Source organism: Cryomorphaceae bacterium 1068 (genome assembly GCA_027214385.1).
Lineage (GTDB): Bacteria > Bacteroidota > Bacteroidia > Flavobacteriales_D > Cryomorphaceae > JAKVAV01.
The window spans coordinates 14,147-33,974 of sequence record JAPVXR010000022.1 but is presented as its reverse complement, the minus strand read 5'-3'; the positions used below and the strand labels follow the sequence as shown (position 1 = coordinate 33,974).

At 39.9% G+C, this 19,828-nt stretch carries 18 protein-coding genes; all 18 read right to left on the bottom strand.

The features are described 5' to 3' along the window. Positions 1-192: 192 nt before the first annotated feature. Positions 193-834, bottom strand: coding sequence for a DUF6266 family protein (locus O3Q51_17920; protein ID MCZ4410699.1), 642 nt, complete (start codon positions 832-834; stop codon positions 193-195). A gap of 178 nt (positions 835-1,012) precedes the next feature. After that, positions 1,013-1,432, bottom strand: a complete 420-nt coding sequence (locus O3Q51_17915) for a hypothetical protein (GenBank protein ID MCZ4410698.1) — start codon at positions 1,430-1,432, stop codon at positions 1,013-1,015. Positions 1,433-1,707: 275 nt separating this feature from the next. Beyond that, positions 1,708-1,926: a hypothetical protein gene (locus O3Q51_17910; protein MCZ4410697.1), complete on the bottom strand. Its 219-nt coding sequence runs from the start codon at positions 1,924-1,926 to the stop codon at positions 1,708-1,710. Further along, a complete protein-coding gene (merTP, locus tag O3Q51_17905) occupies positions 1,923-2,531 on the bottom strand; it encodes a mercuric transport protein MerTP (protein ID MCZ4410696.1) in 609 nt (202 codons plus the stop codon). The genes O3Q51_17910 and merTP overlap by 4 nt, the downstream gene beginning before the upstream one ends. Beyond that, positions 2,528-2,896: a metalloregulator ArsR/SmtB family transcription factor gene (locus O3Q51_17900; protein MCZ4410695.1), complete on the bottom strand. Its 369-nt coding sequence runs from the start codon at positions 2,894-2,896 to the stop codon at positions 2,528-2,530. The genes merTP and O3Q51_17900 overlap by 4 nt, the downstream gene beginning before the upstream one ends. A 1,025-nt stretch (positions 2,897-3,921) precedes the next feature. Continuing rightward, positions 3,922-4,719 carry a cation transporter gene (locus O3Q51_17895; GenBank protein ID MCZ4410694.1) on the bottom strand — a complete coding sequence of 266 codons (798 nt, stop codon included), beginning with the start codon at positions 4,717-4,719 and terminating at the stop codon, positions 3,922-3,924. Positions 4,720-4,742: 23 nt separating this feature from the next. Next, on the bottom strand, positions 4,743-5,204 hold the full coding sequence (locus O3Q51_17890) for a heme-binding domain-containing protein (protein ID MCZ4410693.1): 462 nt from the start codon (positions 5,202-5,204) through the stop codon (positions 4,743-4,745). Further along, the gene (locus tag O3Q51_17885; GenBank protein ID MCZ4410692.1) at positions 5,201-5,818 is read right to left on the bottom strand and encodes a DUF3347 domain-containing protein; all 618 of its coding nucleotides are present in this window, start codon (positions 5,816-5,818) and stop codon (positions 5,201-5,203) included. The genes O3Q51_17890 and O3Q51_17885 overlap by 4 nt, the downstream gene beginning before the upstream one ends. Before the next feature lie 139 nt (positions 5,819-5,957). Further along, the gene (locus O3Q51_17880) at positions 5,958-7,736 is read right to left on the bottom strand and encodes an efflux RND transporter periplasmic adaptor subunit (GenBank protein MCZ4410691.1); all 1,779 of its coding nucleotides are present in this window, start codon (positions 7,734-7,736) and stop codon (positions 5,958-5,960) included. A 1-nt stretch (position 7,737) separates the two neighbouring features. Further along, positions 7,738-9,795 carry a copper-translocating P-type ATPase gene (locus O3Q51_17875; GenBank protein ID MCZ4410690.1) on the bottom strand — a complete coding sequence of 686 codons (2,058 nt, stop codon included), beginning with the start codon at positions 9,793-9,795 and terminating at the stop codon, positions 7,738-7,740. Positions 9,796-9,797: 2 nt separating this feature from the next. After that, positions 9,798-11,030, bottom strand: coding sequence for a TolC family protein (locus O3Q51_17870; protein ID MCZ4410689.1), 1,233 nt, complete (start codon positions 11,028-11,030; stop codon positions 9,798-9,800). After that, the gene (locus O3Q51_17865; protein MCZ4410688.1) at positions 11,027-14,851 is read right to left on the bottom strand and encodes an efflux RND transporter permease subunit; all 3,825 of its coding nucleotides are present in this window, start codon (positions 14,849-14,851) and stop codon (positions 11,027-11,029) included. The genes O3Q51_17870 and O3Q51_17865 overlap by 4 nt, the downstream gene beginning before the upstream one ends. 104 nt (positions 14,852-14,955) lie before the next feature. Beyond that, positions 14,956-15,375, bottom strand: coding sequence for a hypothetical protein (locus O3Q51_17860; GenBank protein MCZ4410687.1), 420 nt, complete (start codon positions 15,373-15,375; stop codon positions 14,956-14,958). A 78-nt stretch (positions 15,376-15,453) separates the two neighbouring features. Next, positions 15,454-16,200, bottom strand: coding sequence for a cation transporter (locus tag O3Q51_17855; protein ID MCZ4410686.1), 747 nt, complete (start codon positions 16,198-16,200; stop codon positions 15,454-15,456). Between the two features lie 92 nt (positions 16,201-16,292). Further along, positions 16,293-16,862 (bottom strand): AraC family transcriptional regulator, encoded by a 570-nt coding sequence (locus O3Q51_17850; protein ID MCZ4410685.1) that lies wholly within the window; start codon positions 16,860-16,862, stop codon positions 16,293-16,295. 45 nt (positions 16,863-16,907) lie between these two features. Beyond that, positions 16,908-17,795, bottom strand: a complete 888-nt coding sequence (locus O3Q51_17845) for a cation diffusion facilitator family transporter (GenBank protein ID MCZ4410684.1) — start codon at positions 17,793-17,795, stop codon at positions 16,908-16,910. Between the two features lie 2 nt (positions 17,796-17,797). Continuing rightward, positions 17,798-18,589: a cation transporter gene (locus O3Q51_17840; protein ID MCZ4410683.1), complete on the bottom strand. Its 792-nt coding sequence runs from the start codon at positions 18,587-18,589 to the stop codon at positions 17,798-17,800. 10 nt (positions 18,590-18,599) lie between these two features. Beyond that, a complete protein-coding gene (locus O3Q51_17835) occupies positions 18,600-19,814 on the bottom strand; it encodes an efflux RND transporter periplasmic adaptor subunit (protein MCZ4410682.1) in 1,215 nt (404 codons plus the stop codon). Between the last annotated feature and the right edge of the window lie 14 nt (positions 19,815-19,828).

Genomic DNA, 19,828 nt, shown 5'->3' with positions numbered 1-19,828 from the left:
CCGATACAAAATATTTGATACTAATTTAACTTACTGTATATCAGCATGTTGCTAAGATAGTAGAAACGAATTAGCAACAGAAATAGCTGAGTAATAGCAAAATAAGGGATAAAGAAAGGAAAAATGGAGCGGAGCGGACATAAAAAAACCGCCTCACAAAGGAAGCGGTTTTTATCGAAAACACCAATCGCTTTACGCAACTGTTACAGAGCCTAAATAAGAGCTGTTAGCAACTTTAGTTCCGTCTTCTGATACAAACCCTAAGAAGACTTCAACGTCTTCTCCTGAGTATTCAGAAGGCACTGGAATGGTTGCTGTACCAACTGATCTTGCTGGTCCCGCAGTTGTGAAAACTGCCTCACCTCTTGTGGTATTCAAAAGAGCAATCAGAGCTTTGTCCGTTGCTAAGGCACTACCACTTCCTGAATTGTCTGTCCAGGTCGCTTCTACGTTTCCAGCACTTGGAGAAGAAGCTGCACCATTCGCAGCACCAGTCAGGTTTCCTCTTGAGACCAATGCACTTGCATAGTCTACCATGAAGTTGGGGTAAGCTCCTGTAATGGCATTGTTCAGGTTGTATGACATGGCCGCATTGAATTGCGTCATCTTGTTGGCATACTGCTTAAAACCAACTCTAAGGAAGTCTGTCATTGGCTGCAAGAACTTCAATACAGTTGAGAACTTAGAACGCTGGTCAACCTGACCTTCAGTTCTTGGGTTCGCTACACTGGAAGGTTTGATTCTTAGGTAATCGATGCCCTTCCAAGTTCCACCGATTACATTCCCAACCTGTCCTGAGACACCACCGAGAATACCTTGATTAATTTTTCCCATCTTTTTACGATTTTTTAAGGGTTAAACATTTGCTTGGACTTGACACGGACTTACCATGGATTTGCCCTTCACCATCTAAAATACTACAAGAAACAGGCGAAGATTCATTCTTAGGTGCTGTTGCTTTGGTGTGCTTTATTTTGCCTTTGTTGCCCTGTTCTTTTGTCAGATCAAGAAGCTATCCTGCCCCTGTTTCCTTCATTAGGTTGTGGAATATTGACTGCCTGGCAGTATCTATCATTTTTAAGGTGAGCTTGATTTTTTGCTCGTTGACATCCAATAGTTTTAGTGCCTGAATCGACTTTTCAAATGCCTTCTCTTTGGTGCTTGCTTTGACTTCACTTTCTCTTATAACCTTTCGGATCTCGTCAATAGTTATGAATGGAATCACCGAGCCTTTCAAATAGAAATGGAATGACTTAGACCTCCACAGTCCGAAGCATAGCCAATACAGAAACTCTCTATCTGCCTCATTTTCCAAAAGACATACAAAGCAATTCGGGCAAGGTGTGCAAAGAGGTTTTCCACTGTTCAATCCTTTATTCAGGATAAAGAAATGGGGTTTGTTGTAGGTGGTTCCTAGTCTGTGTGTTTTCAAGCGAAACGATTTCATATAGCAAGCCATTAGAATTATGCTCGCTGCGCTTCGCACAGACATTTTCAAAAGAGAAAAGAAAAAAGGGAAAAAAAGAAAAGAGAAAGCTCTTGAAAAGGTGGGTGTGGCACGGTTGACAAGGTTTTTGGGAAAAATACTACCCGTAGGGTGGAGGTTTTTATCAAAACCCGTAGGGCTTGACCTTGGCAATCCGGTTGTGCGGTGGGCATGTGCGAACCCACCTAACTTTGCTGCTCTCTTTATTTTGATTGTCTGATTTACCCACAACATGAACTTTTACCACCTTCTTGGATTGGTGGGCAAGCTACTGTACCATAAGAGCAATAAACGCAACAATCACCTTGTATGGGTTTAAGTACTTCTTTACAGTTTTCGCATTCATAGAAATACTGACATGCATCTGTTGGCATGGTTTCTTCTTTTTGATGTCCACACTTAGGACAAGTAATTGTTGATTTAAGAACTACTTCACTCATTTTGATTTGTTTACTGATTCTACTTTGTAACCTGTTTTGTCAACAGCCGATTTTACTTTCTCAATGTCTGTTTTAGATTCATCAAAAGTTACCACTGCATTCGCTTTTTCATAAGAAACCTCTAAACCAGAAATGCCAGGTAGTTTTCCAATTTCAAGTTTCACATGTTCTTCACATCCCGTGCAGGTCATTCCAGTAATTTTGATTTCGTAGGTTGATTCGAGATTGACATTATCTGATACTGATAGTTTGGTTTCAGGGTAAAAGGCATCCGAGTAATAAGGGAATGCAAGCATGATCGCTGCAAATACCGTCACTATACCAAGGAATTTCTTTGAATGCCAAAAAGAAGGTTTGTCCTCATCACAATTACAAGCAATTTCTTCCTCAGTTCTTGGTCTCAATTTCTGATACCATGCAAAAGCTAAAACGACTACAGTTATTCCAATCAACCAAGGTCGAAAAGGTTCTAACCAAGAAAATGTTGCGGCTACTCCGCTTGATCCTGCAAGTAGTGCCAACACTGTGGTAATGCAACAAAGTGATGCACTAATAGCGGTCAGTACACTTGTCATTACTAATGAGCTTGATTTCTTATTCGTCATATTGTTGATTCTTTTTCTGGTGTTAATAACCCTAATATTGGATTCAGTATGAGGTCGTTTGATTCGGAAATAGAGTAGAATATTGTTTGTCCTACTTTGTTTGTTTCAACCAGTCCCGCATCTTTTAGCTTTCTCAAATGCTGAGAAATGGCAGGAACTGTCATGCCCAGAATATCACTTAGATCACATGGACACATTTTGGATTCCTTGTCCAATAGAAACAGAATTTTTAGTCGTACCTCATTGCCAGCAAGGTTAAGTGCCCTTGCTATTCGGTTTACTGCATCACCTACTTTTTCAATGTCTTGCTTACACTGCTTGATCTGTTTTTCATCAGCATAAACTCTAATACATGTTTTGGTCATAATGAATCGTATTTAAGTGATTACTTAAATAAACGCAAAGAAAAGAAATTTAGTTTAATGTTTAAGCAAATACTTAAATACAAGAGTCATTGACATGCTTAAATGTAATTGCTGTGTGAACGCAGGTAAACTAAGGCGTAGCCATTTATGCGAGCCGCCTGCGAGTGGAGCAAGGGTGGTGGCTGCAAAAGCCCGAAGAATGAGGGCGGCAGACAGCTACCGTTTACGGCAGGGCTGGCGTGATTTTTTGCATTAGGGTCGGGAAAGGCAAGGGTAGCGATTGAACGGAACGAAACGATTTGTTGGGTGGAATGAAGCAATTACTGGCTGTTATTGGTGTTGGAGTATTTGACATCTTAATAAATCCACCAAATACTAATTGAAGGCATAACAGACGGATTGCGGAATGGAACTGTGTCGGGTCGTTGAGTGAAGTGAATGAGCTACTCTTGTGTGGGGTGCTGAAAGTGGCTGAATGCAAGGAAAGAGGAACGAGAGAATGAAATGAAGCGACTGAAGGCACTGGACTAACTGCAAAAAGCATGACAGCCCGATTAGCCCGCAGCGACCCGCAGGCGAGCAAAAACACATGCAGCGACAGACCCCCAATTTAATTCTTCTGTGAGTACAGCGAACACCTTATTGGGGTTTGGGGGGATGAAGTAGCTGCAAGTGAGGATTGAGAGTAGTGTGTGAAGCAAAACAAGTGAACGGCAGGTGGTGAGCACCTACTGGAGCACAAACCACCTGGTAAGTGAACGGTATATGCAAGGGCGACCGAAGGGAGTACATTTTACCCTTGCAGATATGTTTTTGCGGAACAAAACGGAACGATTGACGAACACCGCTTTACCTGCGTTGGGGTGTGCGTTGGGAAAAGCAAGTGTATGACTGAATGGATTGGAGTGCAACGGAAAGGAATGAAGGAGTGCTCTTGCTGTGTGGTGCAGGAAGTGGGTGAATGTAAAGAGTGAGGTACGAACGAATGCAATGAACCTACTGGAAGCACATGGGTGAGGGTGGGGTTATTTCGCTAATCTTAAAATCCTTGTTGCTCCTCTAAATACAATAATGAAAACAACAGAACCAATAACTAAGTCAGGTATTTTACTTTCAAAATAGTAGACTAAGCCTCCAGCCAAAATTACACCTAAATTGATGATAATATCATTGGAAGTAAAAATTGCAGAAGCTTGCATGTGTGCTTCTTTGCTCTTCGCCTTTTGAATCAGGTAAAGTGAAACGGAATTTGCCAAAAGAGCTAAAAAGGATATGATAATCATGTTTTGAAAAATCGGTATGCCATCAGATCCTACAAAACGTCTAATGACTTCCAATAAACCAAATAGAGCTAATGACATTTGAAAGTACCCACTTAGTTTAGCTACTTTCTTTTTACGAATTAATGTTTGACCTACTGCCAGTAAGCTTAATGCATACACTAACGAATCTGCTAGCATATCCAAAGAATCTGCCACCAACCCCATAGATTTAGAAATCAAGCCGAATAGCATTTCAAGAACAAAAAAGACAAAATTGATGATAAGAACAGCCCAAAGGATTTTTCGTTGGTTGCTTGGGTCTGATTCTACATCAATTACTACCTGTGATTGTGTGTTTGATATTAGTTTTGAACCTAATTTTAGTTCTGCTAATATCCTTTCAATTTCCGTAGTATTGCCAATGTGAAATATGGTTAGTTTCCTTTGAGGTATCTCAAATTCAAGTTGTTTGATTTCGTTTATTCCATCCAATTTCATCCGAATCATTTGTTCCTCAGAAGGGCAATCCATTTGTGATATTTTGAATACAGGTTTTTCCATTATAAAAAACAAAGGTTTTTTTTTCACCTATCAATATCAACTAATATTGAATCAAAGTAACTAACCAAAAGAGTTTTTTTTAGCGAATCCAGTTTGGCTTCTGAATGAAGAAATAGGTAGGATGGCATTGGCATTTTATCGTTATCAATTTGACTTAGAATTGATTTTAGTTTTGTCCGTTTCATTCGATTTGATAGAAGACCAAATTCTGATAGGTTTAATTCAGAATTTCCTTCTGAAATATGATTCTGTAAAAGAAAGCCTATAGGTTGAACATTACTGTACCATGGGTATTTGGTTTGGTTGCTATGGCAATCATAACAGGATGCTCGGATAATATTTCCAATGACAATAGGGGACTCGTAATGCTCAATAAAATCAGCATTGGTAACTGGTTCTATTTCATTGCGTTGGACGGGGACAAATTGAATCCCCACCAACACAATTAAAACTATCCATAGAGATAATTTAAGCCATTTTTTCATTTCATTGAAATGGTTTCTTTCACCGAACCACAAGTCAGCATTTTACTGCCAAATAATGGATTTTTGATCTCTTGAGAGTCACTCAACCAATACCCTCCCTTATTTTTGTTGTACATTGGGCAATACTGCTGATATAGTGTTCTGTCAGTTCCTGTGATTGCAAGTATGTCCATGAAATCTTTTGCCATTCCTTCAAAATGCTCACGTTGATGAACTATTTCGCTTTTAGCAATGTGTTCGCCATGTTCTTTTACTACTTCCAATATTTCCTTAATCTCGGGCTGCTTGGACACTTCAAAAGTGTTAACGTCTATACTTGAAGCCTCTTCTGCAAGTTTTTGACCCGCACTTGCAGCAGATTTTGAATCGTCTTGTACCAAGGCATTTTTAATTGCGAGGTATTGATCGATCAATTGAGAAATGGATTTGTTTTCGCTCATTTCCATAACTGAACCATCGGGCATTTTATGCTCGGCTACATGATCGATACCACTATGATCATGTTCAGTATTATCATCGTTATGATCGGTTGATTTACTATTTCCGCAGGCAAGAAGCGAAAATGAGAGACCTGCTACTAAAGCGAGATTTAAGATTGAATTTGATTTTTTCATTGTGTTAAAATTTAGAAGTTAAATATTTGAATTACTGACAAGACTAGAATGGTAAGGAGAACGATACCCCAAATTATTCTTGAAGTCCATTTTTTTAATTTTGAGGGAGGTGGCTGATCTCCGGTTTTGCAACACTCTTTCATTTTATTGTCTTTGTTGTTTCACCGCATGAAAGCATGGCCTCACCGAAATAGGGATTCAGAATCTCCTTTTCCTTGCTCAACCAATCTGCCCCTTTATTGGAATCTGCCATCGGACAGTACTGGACATAAATAGGTGTAGGCAATGGATCAAAAGATTCTGCTAATGCTATCATTGAATTGGATATGCTGATGAACTTTTCTCGAATGGCTTTGATGTCACCAAGATGTTCGATGTGCTGTAAAACTGTTTTCAACGCAGTTGACTGTTGCATCCATAAAGAGTGTGCATCCCCTTTAAAAAGGTTCATATCAATCTTTCCTAAGGAGTTGTTCATCGCCACGCCCGATGCTTTAGCATCTTCAAAATCATCACTTGCCAACGCATCCTTCAATTTGAAGTAGTTGTCAAAAAGTGGTTGTAAAGACTTTTTGGCATCCTCTGATAATGTTGTTTTCTTAGATGAAACAGGCATTTTTTCCATATTTGAATTGGTATTTCCCCCATGGTTGTGGCCAGTCATGGCTACACCACCTTCCGGGTTCATCATACTTGGTTTGCCTGCCAATTGTGCTGCTGCATCAATACTGAATGTTCCATTGATTGCTATTTCTTCGCCAGGCTGCAAGCCCTCTTCAATCACATAACTTTCTCCTAATTCTGGACCCAAAGTAACTTCTCGCATGACGAAACTTACACCTTGAGCTGACATTTGCATCACATAAACTACGGAGCGTTTGCCCGTCCACATTACAGCAGTTTTTGGAACAATTAAGGATGCATTACCAGTATTGGTTATTGCTTCTATCGTTCCAGTTGCGAACATTTCTGGTTTGAGCATTAAACCTTTGTTTGTTGCTTCAAGTCTTGCTTTTGCCACTCTGGTTTTTGGATTGATAACAGGATCGATGTAGCTAATTCTTCCTTTAAATGTTTTACCGGGTATTGATTGCACTGTGTATATGACAGCATCACCTTTGTTTATCCAAGTCATATCTGACTCATACACATCAAAAAGCACCCATACTTTAGATAAGTCTGCTATTTCATATAATGCTTCCCCTTGTTTGATATAGTCACCCAGATTGACCATTTTCTTAGTTACATACCCTGAAACATTGGCGAGAATTGGAAACTGTTCTATGGATTTATTTGAAGCGACTATCTGGTCAATCTGTTTGTCTGAGAGCTTCCAGTTTTTCAGCTTTTCTTTGGCTGCATTGAACAATGCAGGTTGGGATTCTTTAATTTTTTTTGCTTCAAACAATTCTTCTTGTGCAGTCACCAATTCAGGGGAATACACATTTGCCAAAACCTGACCTGCCGACACAAATTCTCCTGTAAAATTGACTGAAAGTTTTTCTATCCTGCCTGGGATGTGTGAAGATTGGGTAGATAGCAAACGTTCATCTGCCTGTACTTTTCCATTCAGACGTATTGATTTATTAGTCTTACCCTTATCAACCACCATAGTTTGAACTTGTGCCAACTGCATGGCAGTAGGTGACATGTTCACTGCCATAGGGTCTAATTCAACATCAGTTGATTCCAATGGAATTAAATCCATTCCACAAAGCGGACAATCACCAGGTTCGTTTTGACGGATTTGAGGATGCATTGAACATGTCCAGATAGTTTCAGATTCAGCAGTTGTTGAATGGTTATGTTCATTCGTTTGGTTTTCATTGGATCTTCCAAAAATTATCCAGCCAAGTAGCAAGCCGATTGCTAATGTGCTTATGGCGATAATTACTGTTGTTTTATTTGTATTTTTCATCTTAATTCTTGATTTGTCTTTTTAATAATTGTGCATTGAAAGCAACTATCACAGTGCTAAGGCTCATTAGAACCGCACCGATGGCAGGGCTAAGAATAATGCCAGCACCAGCCAAAACACCAGCAGCTAAAGGAACGGCTACAATGTTATAACCTGCTGCCCACCATAAGTTTTGCATCATTTTTTTGTAAGTAGCAGCACCGAAAAGAATCAAATTGGCAATGTCTTTTGGGTTACTGTTGACCAAAACAATATCAGCCGTTTCGGCTGCTACATCTGTGCCTGAACCAACGGCAATACCCACATTAGCCTGTGCAAGTGCAGGGGCATCATTTACACCATCACCCGTCATGGCTACAAATTCACCTTTTTCCTGAAGCTCTTTAATGATGCGTTGTTTGTCTTCCGGTAGTACTTCTGCATAGAAGTTGTCCAAAGAGAGTTGCTGGCTAACTGCTTTTGCCACTTGCTGGTTATCACCTGTTGCCATGTAAACTTTTATACCTCTCTCTTTTAGCGTATTTATTGCTGATAAAGATTCTGGTCGAATTTCGTCTGCAAGGGCAATGTATCCTGCCAATGAATTGTCAATCAAAACAAATACTACCGTTTCATCCTCTGTTTTAAAAGCATCAGCTGGAGTGTCAAATCCCTGCTCTGTAAGCATTCCTGGACTAACAATTTTGATTTCCTGTCCTTTTAGGTTTGCCTTGATTCCTTTTCCTGTAATATTTTGGAAGTTCTCAGGCTCTTGTAAAGTCAAATCATTTGCTTTTGCCTTACGAACGATACCTGCCGCTATAGGATGCTCAGAACTATTTTCTATAGACGCAGCAATTTGAAGTAATTCATTGTCCGAGTAATTGTCTAAAGTACTTTTAAACCGTGTTACCCCAAATTCACCTTTGGTTAAAGTGCCTGTTTTGTCGAATATGATTGCGGTTAGTTTCCTTGCATTCTCAAATGCTGTTCGGTTTCTGATCAATAATCCATTTTTAGCAGAAACAGCCGTGGAAATGGCCACTACTAAAGGGACAGCTAAGCCCAAAGCATGAGGACATGAGATAATCATGACGGTTACCATACGTTCTAATGCATATTCAAAGTCTTTACCGAGGCTCAACCATACTACAAGTGTGGTCATACCTGCTCCTAAAGCGATGTAGAATAACCATGCAGCGGCTTTATCTGCCAGATTTTGGGTTTTGGATTTCGTTTCCTGAGCTTCTTTCACCATTTCTATCACCTTAGACAAGTAGGAATCTTTGCCCGTATGCTTCACTTTGATTTTTAAGGTGCCATTGTCATTGACCGAACCACCAATAACCTGATCATTTCTATGTTTGGTTACTGGTTTTGATTCCCCAGTAAGCATGGATTCATTTACATGACTTTCACCTTCCAATACGATACCATCAGCAGGGATTTTTTCGCCTGGTCTTACCAGTATGGTGTCATTGCCTTTTAAATTATCAATAGGCACATCTTCATGCTCCCCATCTTCTTTAATTCTGCGAGCTGTTGAAGGCATCATTTTGGCCAATTCCTGCAAGGCATTGGAAGCTCCCATAACGGATTTCATCTCTATCCAGTGGCCTAATAGCATGATGACGATTAAGCTGGCGAGTTCCCAAAAGAAGATTTTGCCACCAAGTCCAAATACTACAGCTGAACTGTAGAAATAGGCTACTGAAATAGCTAAAGCAATCAAAGTCATCATACCCGGAGCTTTCTTTTTTACTTCATCTGCGAGACCTTTTAGGAATGGCCAACCTCCATAAAAGAAAATAATGGATGAAAGCACGAATTGAACATATCGATCACCATTGAAGCGAAGTTCATAACCGATTAATCCCTGTATCATTGGTGCAAGCACTACGATAGGCAGGGTGATGACTAAAGAAATCCAAAAGCGTTTTTTGAAATCTTCAATCATGTGGGCATGATGTCCCTGGTGATGGTCATGAGATTCATGGCCATTATTATGATTACTATGGTCATGGTGTTCATGACTATGCTTGTGATCTTCGTTTGTATGATTATGATGTTTATTTTCCATGATTATTTCGATTTAGCTGTGATATAATCCAGTTCTGCTAATGCGATGTGGTATTCCGACAAGGCAGTAGCTTTCATTTTTTGATACTTTAATATTTGCTGTTGCATCCTAAGTACTTCTTCAAAGTCTTTTCCCGAATTGCTGTAAGCAGAGAATAAAAGGTTTAATGATTGACCAGACTCCTGTATTTGTTCTTCGTATAACTGTATCAACTCAATCTGTTTTTGGATCTCGAACCAAATCATGTCATAGGAACTGATTAGCCTGTTAGCAGCTTCTTCTCTTTGCAGGGAATAAGATTCTTGCATGAGTTGAGCTTCTTTTTGTGCTGCTTTATATTTTCCTCTGAAAATTGGAAGGCTCACAGACACCATTGGCATAAATGCATCTTTTCCATTGTCAGGCACAGACATATCCGTTCGTTGACCTACGATTACATAATCTAAGCCTACACCAAGTTTTGGAAGACCCTGCTTGATTGCGGCTTGTTCACTTGCTTTACTGGCTTCAATTTTCAACTCCAATTCATCCAGAATAGGATTGGACGCGAGTAACGAGTCTTTACGATAGTTTGCAGGTAAACTAAAAGTGAATAAAGAGTCCTGAACAACAATATTGTCGTCATCAGACCGATTCAAAAGCTTATTAAAACGAGTTACAAGAGGTTTTTGCTTTTGTTCCAATATAGACAAATTAGTAGTTGCATCTTTGAGCATAATGTCCACCCTCAATACATCTACCATTGAGCCTTTATCGTTTTGAAATTGAATAGTGGCTATCTCTTTGTATGAGGATAGGATGCGTTGATTTTCTTCTTCAATTGAAATCAACTTTTGCAGCTCATAGAGTGGATAATATGATGCTGATACTTGGTAGTACAATTTGTTTCGGGCATCTAAAAACTCTTGATATTTTGCTTCTGCCATTAAAGTAGCAGCATCTTCCTGGGCTTTTAAAGTGCCGAACCATGGAAACATTTGTGTCAAAGAAAACCTTGCTCGTTGCGGCCCCACTCTTGTTTCCACCGGAGACACGAAATAACCGAAGGAAAGATTGGGGTCTGGCAAACTGCTAACTTGTGTTACTTTTTGCATAGCAGCTTCAAAGGATTTGTATTTAGCCTGCAATCCCGGATTGTTTTCTGCCGCTAACTTGAAATAGTCATCTAACGACTGAGCATTTGTTAATGTGGAAAAGCCAAATGCCGTGAATATGATTATGATTATTTTTTTCATGATTGGCCTTTTGAAATTTTACGTTCTTCTCTCCAGCAGTAAATCACCGGAACTATGAAATAAGTGATGGCAGCAAATAGCATCCCACCAACAGCAGGCAATGCCATGGGTATCATAATATCTGAACCTCTACCAGTAGAAGTGAGGATAGGTAGTAAAGCAATGATGGTCGTGGCAGTTGTCATTACTGCTGGCTTTATTCTGCGCTGTCCTGCTTCCACTGTTGCCGCTCTTATTCCTTTTATATTATCTGTTTTATTTCTATCAAAGCTTTGATCCAGATAAGTAGCCATCAATACTCCATCGTCAGTTGCTATTCCAAAGAGGGCAATAAACCCAACCCAAACGGCCACACTCAGATTAATGGTGTGTATTTGGAATAAATCACGAAAATTTGTGCCGAAGACTGAGAAGTCTGCAAACCAACTTTGCCCATAGAGCCATAGCATGATAAAGCCACCGCTAAAAGCCATTGCAATACCTGTAAATACCATTAATGAAGTGGATACCGAACGGAACTGGAAATAAAGAATGAGAAATACAATGCCTAATACCAAAGGAACAATGATAGAAAGTCGTTTTTCTGCCCTCACCTGATTTTCATAACTCCCTGAAAACTTATAGCTCACACCAGCAGGTACGGTCAGTTCACCTGAATCAATTTTATCCTGAATCGTGCGTTGAGCATCGTTTACCACAGTGACTTCCGAGAAACCATCACGTTTATCAAACAGTACATAGCCAACCAGAAAGGTTTCTTCACTTTTTATCGCTTGTGGTCCCCTTACATATTCAAAGTCAATGATTTGAGATAATGGAATTTGTGCACCTGTGGGTGTCTGCATTAGTATTTTACCCAATGCTTCAGGGTCATCCCTCAATTCTCGCGGATAGCGTACCCTGACAGGAAATCTTTCTCGACCTTCTACAGTGGAAGTGATTTTCATTCCACCAATTGCAGTTTCTATGGTGCGCTGAACATCTTCTATATTCAATCCATATCGTGAGATTTCATCCCTGTTTATGTTGAGGTGTATGTAGGGTTTACCTACAATTCTATCCGCAAATACTGCTTCTGCCTTTACAGAAGGCACTCCTTTTAGAACGTTCTCCAACTGCAATCCAAAGTTCTCTATTGTTTTCAGGTCAGGGCCATATACCTTGATTCCCATAGGAGCTCGCATCCCTGTTTGGAGCATGACCAACCGAGTTTCAATCGGTTGAAGCTTAGGTGCTGAGGTGACACCTGGTAGTTTGGTGGCTTTTACTATCTCATTCCAAATATCATCGGGAGATTGAATGTGATCACGCCAATTGCGATAGTACTCCCCATTTTCATCTGCAATGAGTTCCTTGGCTTCAATGCCTTTACTTAACCCTTCTTGATTGGTTAGTGAATCACCAGAAACTGTTATAAAGCGATTGTTTTTATCTACTTTAAACCTTTGCCTGTGTCCTTTTTTGTTCAGAATATATTCTGGCTTGTAATTGATAATGTTTTCATACATAGAAATAGGGGCTGGGTCAAGGGCTGATTCTACCCGTCCGAGTTTACCAACCGTTAGCTCTACTTCGGGGATACTGGTAAGTAGCATATCCAATTGGCCTACTATCTTTCGATTGAATGTTACTCCGGAATGAGGCATTGAGGTTGGCATCAACAGAAAGCTGCCTTCATCCAGAGAAGGCATAAATTCCTTTCCTATACCTGGAAAGGTTTGGGACATGGCTGACCATCCTTTGGTCTGATCCAAATTCCATCCAACCTTCTCAAAACCCTTGGAGACAAAACCAAAAACAGCATTGAAGCCAAGCCAAATATTTGCACCTAATAGGATGAGTATAGTCGGGATAATCAAAAACTTGATTCTGTTATTTAAACACCAAGTGAGGATTTTTTTGTATTGAAATTCCAATAGCCTAAACGCACCGAGTATAACACCGACCAATAGGGCAACAAAAACAAAGTTGAGGAGAAGGGATTTAGATGCACCTAGTGGTAACCAATATTTTGCCAGCAACCAAATGACTCCCAACAGGACAATGATTAATTCCGCATACTTGAGTAAGAACTTTATTACAGTCGGAAGTGAAGCATTTTTGAGCTGTTCAATGTTTTTTACAATACCGATGATTCCAAATAGAATTAGTAACACTCCCGTCCAAACCTGTCCAATAAAGAGGCTAATAATTCCAATAAGGACTAAGCCGTAGTGGCCGTATTTTTTTAAGAACTTGTTTTTAATATTAAAGCCGAAAAACCAATGTGCCAGTGTTGGCAAAATCAGCAATGAAACGATCAATGCAGCTAAAAGGGCAAAAGTCTTTGTAAAAGCCAGAGGACCAAACAGCTTGCCTTCTGCTGCCTGCATGGTAAATACAGGGACAAAACTCACAATTGTGGTAGAGACAGCCGTTAATATCGCAGTGGCCACCTCTGATGCTCCATTGTAAATGGTATCAATTAGTTTTTGGCTTGGTGGGGCTTCATCAATATGCTTGATGATATTTTCAGAAAGAATAATACCTAAGTCCACCATTGTTCCGATGGCAATGGCTATTCCTGATAGTGCTACAATATTCGCATCGACACCAAAGTATCGCATGGCAATAAACACCATGAGCACGGCAATGGGCAAAAGGCTGGAAATAAGGAATGAAGCTCTTAGGTTATATACCATCACAATCACCACCAGAATGGTAATGAGAATTTCCAGCGACAAGGCTTCTTCCAGTGTACCTAAGGTTTCATAGATCAATTCTGAGCGATCATAAAACGGGACAATTGTAAGCTGGCTTTCTCTACCGTCAGCCAATGTTTTCTTGGGAAGGCCGGGTGCTATTTCAATAATTTTGGCTTTTACATTGTTGATGACCTGCAAGGGATTCGCTCCATATCGAGCTACTACAACGCCACCTACTACTTCAGCACCATCTTTGTCCAAAATACCTCGTCTTGTAGCGGGGCCAAGAGATACTACACCAATGTCTTTTATCCTTATAGGCACATTGTCTTGTACTGCAACTACTGCCTTTTCTATGTCTTCTACTTTCTTGACATATCCTAAACCACGAACTAAATATTCAGCCTGATTGATTTCTATGGTCTTTGCACCAACATCCTTATTGGATTTTTGTACTGCCTGCATGACTTTATGCAAGGGGATGTTGTAGGCTTTCAATGCGTCAGGATTTACATCAATTTGGTATTCCTGAATAAAACCGCCAATGGAAGCAACTTCTGAAACTCCTTCTGTTGCATTTAATCCATACTTCACATAGAAGTCCTGAACTGTGCGGATTTCGTGCAAATCCCAACCGCCAGTTGGATTTCCGTTTTTGTCCCTTCCTTCAATGGTGTACCAATACACCTGCCCTAAGGCGGTGGCATCTGGCCCCAATGCAGGCTGGACGGCATCAGGGAGTAAGCCAGAGGGTAGTGAGTTGAGTTTTTCGAGTATTCTGGATCGTGACCAATAGAACTCCACATCTTCTGAGAAGATGATATAGATACTGGAAAAACCGAAGATGGATGAACTTCTAATAGATTTTACTCCTGGGATTCCTAGTAAATAAGTAGTTAAAGGATAAGAGATTTGATCCTCAATATCCTGTGGCGAACGGCCAGCCCATTGGGTAAAAACAATTTGTTGGTTTTCTCCTATGTCTGGTATGGCATCCACCGGAACAGGGTCAGAAGGCAATGCACCCACTTGCCATCCAAATGGAGCAGTTACAATTCCCCAGGCTACAAAACCTGTAAGGACGAGAACAGTGACCAACTTATTCTCTAAGAAATATTTTATGATTTTATTGAGCATAATACAATTGAATTTGATTGAACAGAAAAGAATTGTTCAATGGCAGGAAATGCCACTATGCTCCATAGTCACAAGACCAGGAACATCAAATTGTACTATGCGGATTAAATTAAAAAGGTCTGAAAAAGGACTTGAATATCCTTATCAGGTATGGGAGGAGAGTAATAAGTGTTATGAACAAAAGCTTGATCAGCAAATAGAATCGGCTGAACATAAGTGTGAATGAAAGCAACAAAGAAAACAGGATTCACATCAACAGAGAAGGCTTGAAGATTTGCATTCTCATCTAATTGAAGTACCTCATGTTGATTTTCACAACAGGGTTTAGGTTTTACCTGTTCTTCTGAGGATGGTTCTTTTTTGCAGTCTCCATCCATATCGGACATTCCGCAATCAGGATTATGAAGTCCGATTGAAAAAGAAGTCTCAACCGCTACGCCACCACAAAAATGTGTGTTCATAGAGAAACCCACGCTGGAAACCAACATGAGCAAAGCAAGCGATATGGAGATTATTCTTTTCACTTATAATGCAATATACGGATTTCTTACAGAGAAGGGTTTATAGAATTTTGAGAAATGATTACAGAATTTTGTAACGACCTAAGTGAAAACAAGCATAGCTGCAGCCATAGCTACCATGGATAGATCCTCTACAATGGTGACTGTACTCATGGGTAAATTGAATACATCTCCCAGGCAGGCACATTTGATCTTCTTCTTGTTCAGGTTGCTTTTAATCACTCCGATGCTGCTTATGCCCAAGACGATAACTGTCACCATGTTTGTGAAAAACGGTGCAATATTCAATAAATAGAGCAATCCCAGGGCTAGTTCAACAAATGGGTAAGCGTATCCCCAGGCTTTCCATTTAGCGGCTACTATATCGTACATTCGATAAGAGTTCGCAAAGCCTGTCAAGTTTAGCAGCTTGAAAAAAGCAAAGACAATGAAGAACCCTGCCATAAAGTGGCGCATCCACAACATCCCCGAAAATTCATTGAATGGGTATTGGCTCAAAGCTGTTACCACAGCAATGAACCCTACAATAAGGATCAGTGGTTTGTAGGTGGTAATGGACTTCTCAGCGAGTGGTTCTTGTTTTTTGATCTTAGGGAGCGGAGCTTGTACGGTCTCTTGATATTCTTCAGAAATGGCATAGTTCCCTACCTTTTTTAATGCCAGATTAATTTCTCCAAGGTCTAAAGATTCATCGGAGATAATCTTTGCCTGTGGGTATTCCAGTTGAATAGCGGCTTCTTGTATCTCTTCGATTCCATTGATCGTTCTCTTCACTTTGGCCAAACAGCCAGTGCAAGTCATTCCGGTAATTGTATATTCTTTGGTCATCTTGTTATCGTATTAATTGTCACGATACAAAGATGATCGGTAAGCTGCTTGTGGCTGTTACACAATTTTGAAAAAGGCTTATGAGATTTTGATCACAGCTGATCCAGTGATTGCCGTCCCGGATTTCTCATTTTCTTAAAAGCTGTGGGGGTCATGCCCGTCTCTTTTTTGAATTGGGCGGATAGATGGGCTACACTGCTGTAGTCCATTTGATGAGCAATCTCTGAGAGCGTTAGCTCATTGTAAAAGATGAGCTCTTTCACTCGCTCTACTTTTTGTTTAAGGATAAACCGCTCAATAGTGACTCCTTCGACAGAAGAGAAAAGCCTGCTGAGAGAAGAATACTCCTGGTGCAGTTTATCAGCTATTAGGGTAGAGAAATTGATATTTAAGGCTTCTTTGTTGTGATGAATTTGATCTACAATGATCGCTTTGATCTGTCCGATCAGTTTCGACTTTTGATCTTGAAGCAACTCAAAGCCTCGTGCTGCCAGTAGTTCCTCCAGCTGTGATTTCTGATCACTCGTGATGTTGTTTGGTGTATGAACTTCTCCGAGTTCAATGGAGGAGGTTTCTATATTCAGGTTATCCAAAATGTCCTTCACTGTGTCAATACAGCGAGGACAAACCATGTTTTTTATGTAGAGGGTGTTTAGCTTCATTTTGTTTTAATCTGATATTTTTTCATCACTTATCAAATGATTTGATCAACAATCCTCCAACTCACAGTTTTCACCCTGTGCTTCAAACTCTATGGTAATGTGATTAATCGATTCATCTTTTAATTGTGTTCTTACTTGCTCTTTGAGCTTAGCTTGTTCTGAAAGTTTGTAGTCTTTATCTAGTCGAAGGTGAAGTGTAAGAATGTTGTACTGGCCGTCCATCGACCATGCGTGGCAGTCATGGATGTCAGTAACTTTTGATATGTTCTTGAGCTTTTGCCGAATGTCGTCAATGGAAATTTCCTCGGGAATGCCCTGAAGAATTACTAAAAGGCTCTTTTTGAGGTTTTTGTAAACATTGTACAAAACAAAAAGCGAGATTAGTACTGAGAGTAACGGATCTATAAATGGTGCATCTGTATACATCATAATGACACTACCTATAAGAACGGCCACCCATCCCAAGACATCTTCTAAAAGATGTAGTGAAACTACTTTTTCATTCAGAGATTCTCCTTTTCGGAGTTTGAAAACAGCTGCACCATTTACTACTATTCCCAAAATCGATAGATAGAGCATGCCTTCAACATTTGTTCCCCCAGGATTAAAGAGTTCAGGAATCGCTTTTGTCAGGATGAATATTGACCCTGCCACTAACACAATCGAATTGATTATCGCACCAAGCAATGAGAATCGTTTGTACCCGTAAGAGAATGTCTTGGTTCTACCTTTCTTGGATAGCTTCTGAAAGTACCACGAAAGTCCTAAACTGAGGCTATCTCCTAAATCATGCAGTGCATCCGACAGGATAGCCAAACTATTGGTATAGAGACCACCAATGATCTCAATGATTGTAAAGGCAAGGTTGAGAAAGAAGGCTACTTTTACATTGCCCTCTGAATGATTATGTGAATGATTGTGATTATGTCCCATAATCATTTTGCCAATTTCAGTATTCGAAAAGCACCACGCATAACAAAGGAGAAAACAACACCACCAACAACCAGATCCGGCCATTTACTTTTTAGAAAATAAACCAGAATCCCAGCTAGTATTACCCCTCCATTCACTATAATATCATTAGATGTAAATATCGCACTGGCCTGCATGTGAGCTTCATCACTTTTAGCTTTGTTGATCAGCCAAAGCGAGACCAAGTTACCAATTAAGGCAAGTACCGAAATGATGATCATCCATTGAAACAGCGGTGTTTCGCTTTCGCTGAAAAACCTGCGCAAAACTTCTGAAAAACCTAACAGAGCCAATCCCATCTGAAAATAGCCACTGATTTTGGCTACTTTCTTCTTACGAGAAATAGCTGCACCGACAGCAAATAAGCTCAGGCCGTAGACGATGGAATCTGCCAGCATATCCAGCGAGTCAGCCACCAGACCCATAGAGCGGGATATCCATCCGGTAGTCATTTCTACTACAAAGAAGCCGAAATTGATGCCCAATACCCACCATAGTATTTTCCTTTGATGCGATTCGTCAACAACTGAAGGCAAATCAGCGTCTTCTGTGTTTTCCAATTTATCGTTTAGGTTCAACTCGCTGATAGCCTGATGAATTTGATCTATGTCACCAATGTGGTAAATTCCAAGTTGACGGGAAGGTATGTCAAATTCAAGGTGTTTTATATTGGAAAACGACTCCAATTTCATACGAATTAACTGTTCCTCAGAGGAGCAGTCCATTCTCGATATTTTGAATATTGTTTTTTTCATACTTCTATCTTTAATCATCATCTCCCAGCTCACCCTTTTTCATTTCTGCTAATAAGTAATATGCATTGTTCCAAGCGACAGTTGTACCTTCTTCTAATGGTTGGAGAAGTTTAACTTCTATCCAACCGTTATCCATTGCTCCAACAATAATTTCCTCCGGTACAAATTCCCACTCAACTTCACCATCTTCATCTTTCTTCTCAGCCGTGAAAATGAAATATTTATCACCATCTCTAATTACAGCAGCTTCAGGCAGAGCATAACAACGAACGTCATCAATTATGATACGTCCCCGCACATACATACCGGGAATAAGCAATCCTTCCTTATTATGAATTTCTGCATGAAGGTGAATGGCCTTAGGGTCTTGCTCGAATGCTTTACCTACTGAATAAATGGTTGCTTCCAGTTCTTTTCCTGGCAAGGATTCAATAGAAAACTTAACTTTCTGGCCTTCTTTTACCTTGTGTATGTCTTTTTCAAACACCGTTAAATCGGTATGGATGTGATCTATATTGACGATTTCAAACATCTCGGTTTGTGGCTGTACATATTGGCCTGTTTTTACATTTACATGTCGTACGTATCCTGAAATAGGAGTGGATACTGGTACTTGATCGTAGATTTCACCTTGCTGTATTTTCATAAGGCTCAATCCCAATAGTCTTAACTGTGCTTCATAACCTACTACCGTTCCTTTCATTGACTGGTAATCCGCCTGTGTTTTCTGAAATTCTTTTCCTGACCCTACTTTTTCATCATAGAGCGTCTTTTGACGCTGGTATTCTTTATCAATGTATTGAAGTTGGTTCCAGCTATTGATGTAATCGGTTTGTAGTTTAATCAGGTCAGGATGGTTGAGGTATGCCAGTACCTGTCCTTTTTTTATTTTATCGCCTTCAATTACTTTAATGCTGATAATGTTCGCACCTATGACGGCTGTAACCGCTGCTTCATTTTGTGGGGGTACTTCCAATTGTCCGTTTGCATCCACATAGGAGGAGATGTTGCGAAGTGGTAAAGTATCTACCTTCATTCTTAGCGATTGAAATTGCTGGGTAGAAAAGAGTACTTCTTCAACATGTTCTTCTTCTAGTTCTTCCCCTTCTTCTTTATTCACCGAGTTTCCACACGATACAATGAATAAACTTGCTGCAACGAACAAGCTGCCAATACTCCAAGTCTTTAACAATGGAGTAGTGTAATTTTTTATGTAAGAGTTCATATTATTCAGTTTTT

Coding starts and splice junctions, on each gene's coding strand:
- O3Q51_17920 (MCZ4410699.1), bottom strand. CDS start 834: ATGGGAAAAATTAATCAAGGTATTCTCGGTGGTGTCTCAGGACAGGTT.
- O3Q51_17910 (MCZ4410697.1), bottom strand. CDS start 1,926: ATGAGTGAAGTAGTTCTTAAATCAACAATTACTTGTCCTAAGTGTGGA.
- merTP (MCZ4410696.1), bottom strand. CDS start 2,531: ATGACGAATAAGAAATCAAGCTCATTAGTAATGACAAGTGTACTGACC.
- O3Q51_17900 (MCZ4410695.1), bottom strand. CDS start 2,896: ATGACCAAAACATGTATTAGAGTTTATGCTGATGAAAAACAGATCAAG.
- O3Q51_17895 (MCZ4410694.1), bottom strand. CDS start 4,719: ATGGAAAAACCTGTATTCAAAATATCACAAATGGATTGCCCTTCTGAG.
- O3Q51_17890 (MCZ4410693.1), bottom strand. CDS start 5,204: ATGAAAAAATGGCTTAAATTATCTCTATGGATAGTTTTAATTGTGTTG.
- O3Q51_17885 (MCZ4410692.1), bottom strand. CDS start 5,818: ATGAAAAAATCAAATTCAATCTTAAATCTCGCTTTAGTAGCAGGTCTC.
- O3Q51_17880 (MCZ4410691.1), bottom strand. CDS start 7,736: ATGAAAAATACAAATAAAACAACAGTAATTATCGCCATAAGCACATTA.
- O3Q51_17875 (MCZ4410690.1), bottom strand. CDS start 9,795: ATGGAAAATAAACATCATAATCATACAAACGAAGATCACAAGCATAGT.
- O3Q51_17870 (MCZ4410689.1), bottom strand. CDS start 11,030: ATGAAAAAAATAATCATAATCATATTCACGGCATTTGGCTTTTCCACA.
- O3Q51_17865 (MCZ4410688.1), bottom strand. CDS start 14,851: ATGCTCAATAAAATCATAAAATATTTCTTAGAGAATAAGTTGGTCACT.
- O3Q51_17855 (MCZ4410686.1), bottom strand. CDS start 16,200: ATGACCAAAGAATATACAATTACCGGAATGACTTGCACTGGCTGTTTG.
- O3Q51_17850 (MCZ4410685.1), bottom strand. CDS start 16,862: ATGAAGCTAAACACCCTCTACATAAAAAACATGGTTTGTCCTCGCTGT.
- O3Q51_17845 (MCZ4410684.1), bottom strand. CDS start 17,795: ATGGGACATAATCACAATCATTCACATAATCATTCAGAGGGCAATGTA.
- O3Q51_17840 (MCZ4410683.1), bottom strand. CDS start 18,589: ATGAAAAAAACAATATTCAAAATATCGAGAATGGACTGCTCCTCTGAG.
- O3Q51_17835 (MCZ4410682.1), bottom strand. CDS start 19,814: ATGAACTCTTACATAAAAAATTACACTACTCCATTGTTAAAGACTTGG.